The 3,703-nt window shown below is 73.6% G+C and carries 4 protein-coding genes; all 4 read right to left on the minus strand.

Annotated features, from left to right (window positions below):
• Positions 1–125: 125 nt before the first annotated feature.
• Positions 126–1,796 (minus strand): L-aspartate oxidase, encoded by a 1,671-nt coding sequence (nadB, locus tag FDZ70_07650; GenBank protein TLM73420.1) that lies wholly within the window; start codon positions 1,794–1,796, stop codon positions 126–128.
• Positions 1,664–2,557: a quinolinate synthase NadA gene (nadA, locus tag FDZ70_07655; protein TLM73423.1), complete on the minus strand. Its 894-nt coding sequence runs from the start codon at positions 2,555–2,557 to the stop codon at positions 1,664–1,666. The genes nadB and nadA overlap by 133 nt, the downstream gene beginning before the upstream one ends.
• A gap of 18 nt (positions 2,558–2,575) precedes the next feature.
• Positions 2,576–3,442 (minus strand): pantoate--beta-alanine ligase, encoded by an 867-nt coding sequence (locus FDZ70_07660; GenBank protein TLM73421.1) that lies wholly within the window; start codon positions 3,440–3,442, stop codon positions 2,576–2,578.
• The coding region (locus tag FDZ70_07665) for a hypothetical protein (GenBank protein ID TLM73422.1) at positions 3,439–3,703 on the minus strand (265 nt) is incomplete at its 5' end. The genes FDZ70_07665 and FDZ70_07660, both read right to left, overlap by 4 nt.

The following is a 3,703-nucleotide window of genomic DNA, read 5'->3' on the forward strand; positions in this document are numbered from 1 at the left end:
GTACGGGGAGCCGAGGCGGCGCGCGTTGACTTCCGCCACGATCGTCTCACCGGCCTTTCCTTCCACCTCGAAGACGTCCCGGTCACGCGGGTGGTCCGACTGCCCGTTGACGATGATGGGGACAGTCACTTTCTGCGCCTTGGAGGGGTCGCCGTTCGGTTCCTTTTCCAGGCACTCCGGCAGCGTGTCGAAGGCGAAGGCAACGCGGTTGGAAAAGAGCCCTTCCTTGCCGCCGGCGGCGACGAGGTAGACTCCCGGCTCGGCGCCCGGCGCGGGCCCGTGCCCGCCTGCCCCCGCCGGCGGCCATCCGGGCCCGCGCCCGCGTCCGGGGCCGCGGGCCCGCCCCCGCCCGCACACTCCCCCGCGTCCGCATGCACGCGGGGCGACGCCGGCCAGCCGAGCTCGGGCTCGAGCGCGCGCAGGATGCGGCGCGACGACACGAGCCCCTCGAGCAACGAGTTGCTGGCGAGGCGGTTCGCGCCGTGCAGTCCGCTGCACGCCGCCTCGCCGGTGGCGAACAGGCCGGGCAGCGAGGTGCGGCCATCCACGTCGGTGCGCACGCCGCCGATCGCGTAGTGCGCGGCAGGCGCCACCGGCACCAGGTCGCACGAAAGGTCGTAGCCCGCCTCGCCGCACGCCTTCCACACCGTCGGGAAGCGCCTCTCGAGGTGCTCGGCGCCGAGGTGCCGCGCGTCGAGGTCGACGTTGCCGCGTCCGGTCTCGCGCATGACGCGCTCGATCTCGCGGCTCACCACGTCGCGCGGGGCGAGCTCAGCCAAGGGGTGCACGCCGAGCATGAAGCGCTCGCCGTCGCCGTCGAGCAGGTACGCACCCTCGCCGCGCAGGGCCTCGGTGATGAGGAACTTCGGCGAAGAGGCCGAGTCGAGTGCGGTCGGGTGGAACTGGACGAACTCGCAGTCGGCGACGTCGGCGCCCGCTCGCCATGCCGCACCGACGCCGTCGCCGGTCGCCACGAGCGGATTGGTCGTGACGCGGTAGACCTGCCCGCAGCCGCCCGTCGCGAGCACGACCGCGGTGCCGAAGTGCGCCTCCAGCGCTCCGGTCGCCGGGTCGAGGACGAGCGCGCCGGTGCACCGCTCGCCGGAGGTGAGCAGGTCGACGAGGAACCGCCGCTCGTGCAGCGTGACGTTCGGCGCGGTGCGCACGGTCGCGGCGAGCGCGTCCTGCACCGCCGCGCCGGTCGCGTCGCCGGTGTGCAGCACGCGCGCGATCGAGTGGCCGCCCTCACGCGCGAGCGCGATCTCGCCGTCGGCCTCGACGTCCCAGTGCACGCCGCGTACGCCGAGCGCGCGCAGCGCCTGGGCCGCCTCGCCGACGATGGCGCGCACGACGTTCTCCTCGCACAGCCCCTGGCCCACGACCAGCGTGTCGGCGAGGTGCAGCTCGACGGAGTCGGCCACGCCGACCGCGCCGGCGATGCCGCCCTGCGCGTACCAGGTCGCGGTCTCGGTGAGCGACGACTTCGTGACGAGCGCGACCTGCATGCCGGCCGCCGACGCCTCGAGCGCGGCGGTCAGGCCCGCGATACCCGAGCCGATGACCACGACGTCGGCGGTGTGCCGGGGCAGATCGGCCGTGTCGAACGGCAGGAGCCAGCGGCGCTGCAGCGCCGAAGGCAGCACGCCCGCGGCGGGGGCCTGCGTCACAGCGCCACCATGCGCTCGACCGAGGCGAGCGCCGCGACGCGGACGTCCTCGGGCACGGTGACCTCGCCGGTGCCGTCGCGCAGGCAGTCGCGGACCTTCTCGAGCGTGGTGAGCTTCATGTTCGGGCACAGCATGCGCGAGGTCAGGTTGTGGAACACCTTGTCCGGCGCGGCCTTGCGCAGGCTGTGGAGCAGGCCCTCCTCGGTGACGACGATGAACTCGCGCGCCGGCGACTCGGCCGCGTGCGCGAGCATCTGCGAGGTGGACAGCACGGCGTCGGCCAGCGCGGTGACCTCCGGCCGGCACTCGGGGTGCGCGACGACCTCGGCGTCCGGGTGCTCGGCGCGGGCCGTCTCGACGTCGGCCGCGGTGACCTGGTCGTGTGTCGGGCAGAAGCCGTCCCAGGCGATGACCTCGACTGTCGGCAGCTTCGAGGCGACCCACGCGCTCAGGTTGCGGTCGGGCGCGAACAGCACCCGGGGCTCACCGAGCGACTCGACCACGCGCACCGCGTTGGCCGAGGTGCAGCACACGTCCGTGACGGCTTTCACCTCGGCGGACGAGTTCACGTACGTGACCAGCGGCAACCCGGGGTGCGCGGCCTTGAACGCCTCGGCCTGCGCGCGCGTGATCATGTCGGCCATCGGGCAGCCCGCGCGCGGCTCGGGCATCAGCACCGTGCGGTCCGGCGCGAGGATCCTGGCGGTCTCGGCCATGAAGTGCACGCCGGAGAAGACGATGACCGCCGCGTCCGTGGCGGCCGCCTGCCGTGAGAGCCCGAGCGAGTCGCCGACGAAGTCCGCGGCGTCCTGCACCTCGGCGCGCTGGTAGTTGTGCGCGAGCAGGACCGCGTCGCGCTCGCGCGCGAGCTCGCGGACCTCGGCGGTCAGATCGGCGTAGTCCGTCACTCAGGTCACCTTCCCGTTCGGGCACAGCTCCATGGTATCGATGAGGCGGACACCGCCGAAGCGCGCCGCCACGAGCGCGCGCGCCGGGCAGACGAGCCCTTCGAGCGGCTCGAGGGTCTCGGGGTCGACGACGGCCGCGTACTCGAGCGCCGCCGCCGGCTCGGCGTTGATGGTGCGCGCCATCTCCTTCGTCAGCCGCTGCGCATCGCACTCGCCGGCGATGACGCAGTCGGCCGCCTCGGAGAGCGCGCGGTAGAGCACCGTCGCCGCGCGGCGGTCCGGCTCGGTGAGGCGCGCGTTGCGGCTCGAAAGGGCGAGGCCGTCAGGCTCGCGCACGACCGGACAGCCGACGATGCGCGTCGGGAAGTCGAGGTCGCGCGCGAGGCGCTCGACCACCTTGAGCTGCTGGTAGTCCTTCTCGCCGAAGAACGCTGCGTCGGCGCCGGCGACGTTGAGCAGCTTGGCCACGACGGTCGCCACGCCCGCGAAGTGCCCCGGGCGGCACGCACCCTCCCACCGCTCGGCGAGCGGGCCGGGATCCACGATGACCTGCGGCGCCGCGCCGTACATCTCGGCCGCACTCGGCGCGAAGACCCACTCGACCGAAGAGGCCGAGAGCAGCTCGAGGTCCGCCGAGAGATCGCGGGGGTAGGCGTCGAAGTCGGACGCCTCGTCGAACTGGGTCGGGTTCACGAAGATCGAGACGAGTACGTGGTCACAGCGCCCGCACGCCTCGTGCACGAGTGAGAGGTGCCCGTCGTGCAGCGCGCCCATCGTGGGCACGAAGCCGACGGTGCGCCCTTCGCGGCGCGCCTGCGCGACAGCGGCGCGGACCTCGGCCTTCGACGAGAGGATCTCGAGCCTCACGCACCCGCCTTCCGTACGCACCCGCGCTGTGCGACGAGCGCAGCGCGGACCTCGGCGAGTGCCGCCGGGTCCATGTGCGTCGTCTGCTCCTCACCGGGGAAGGCGCCCTCACGCACCGCGGCAGCGTATGCGGCGATGGCGGCGGTGACCGCCTCGCCCAGTTCGGCGTACCGGCGCGCGTGGCGAGGGGTGCGCGGCGTCAGGCCGAGCAGGTCGTGGAAGACCTGCACCTGCCCGTCGCATCCGGAGCCGGCGCCGATG

The organism is Actinomycetota bacterium (assembly GCA_005774595.1).
Lineage (GTDB): Bacteria > Actinomycetota > Coriobacteriia > Anaerosomatales > D1FN1-002 > D1FN1-002.